Origin of the sequence: Yeosuana aromativorans, assembly GCF_014646655.1 — a bacterium.
In the GTDB taxonomy this organism is placed as follows: Bacteria; Bacteroidota; Bacteroidia; order Flavobacteriales; family Flavobacteriaceae; genus Yeosuana; species Yeosuana aromativorans.
Map to the genome: position 1 here is coordinate 485274 of NZ_BMNR01000003.1, position 1188 is coordinate 486461.

The window sequence follows — 1188 nt, forward strand, 5'->3', positions numbered from 1 at the left end:
GTATCATGTAAGGCTGCACATGGAAATACCACGTTTGGAACGTCTCCATTTTGCTCATAAGAAACCGCAGGCCCCAATAAATAAGGTTGTGTTCTGTACTTTACTTTATCAGGTTGATTTTCATCTAAGATAGCCGCACCCATGGCATAACGGAATCCGTTACAGGTAGTTATAACACCATGATATAACATCAGCCAGCCTTCATCAGTTAAAATTGGGATTGGGCCTGCCCCTATTTTGGTACATTGCCATGCACTGTCTTCAAACGGTGCCGCTTTCATAACGCAACGATGTTCTCCCCAATATTTCATATCTGGACTATAACTAATGTAAATATCACCAAATGGTGTATGTCCATTATCGCTTGGTCTGCTTAACATCGCGTATTTTCCGTTTATTTTCTGCGGAAATAAAACACCATTTCTATTGAAAGGCAAAAAGGCGTTTTCACACTGAAAAAATTCCTTGAAATCAAATGTGTAGCCAATCCCGATGGTTGGACCGTGATAGCCGTTGCACCAAGTGATCCAATAGCGATCTTCAATAAACACAACACGCGGATCGTATTTATAATCAGAATCTATCATATCTGTATTTCCAGCTTGCATAACAATAGGCTCATGATTGATTTCCCAATCAATTCCATTACTGCTAAAACCTGCAAAAATATTCATCTGCACCGCTTTGTTATCACATCTAAAAACACCCGCAAACCCATCGCCAAAAGGCACCACAGCACTATTAAAAATACTATTTGATGATGGTATAGCATATCTGTCAATAATTGGGTTTTCAGAATACCGCCACATGACGTCATTACTATTTTTGGGTTTATCTTGCCAAGGAATATTACTCACTTTTTTGTTGTTTAATTATTTTTGACTTTTCTTTTATAAAATTAGGCCATACTTGTTAATCTGGAAGCCTTTTTACCTTATCCAGCCACGTATATTTTAAAATGATTGAGGTAACCAAAAAAACAAATAATGAAACCAGTGTTTTTGGATAATCTCTAATTAAAAGAAATATAGGCAGTACAATCATACTAGATTGCCAAACGATTCCTATTACACAGTTAACCATGTCTTTATAAAAATCATTATTCTTTGTAAAGGAGTTGTCTTCAGATTTCAATGTTCTAAAAACCGGTTTCCACCAACCCCATGGTCTCACATTGGTATAAAATGA

The 1188-nt window shown here is 36.6% G+C and carries 1 protein-coding gene and 1 pseudogene; both read right to left on the bottom strand.

Translation table 11 applies throughout. From position 1 onward, the window contains the following. Positions 1 to 857: glycoside hydrolase family 130 protein (locus tag IEW94_RS09050; RefSeq protein ID WP_188652171.1), on the bottom strand; the 857-nt coding region annotated here is incomplete at its 3' end. Between the two features lie 55 nt (positions 858 to 912). Next, a pseudogene (locus tag IEW94_RS16850) lies at positions 913 to 1188 on the bottom strand (sodium:solute symporter); the annotation flags it as partial.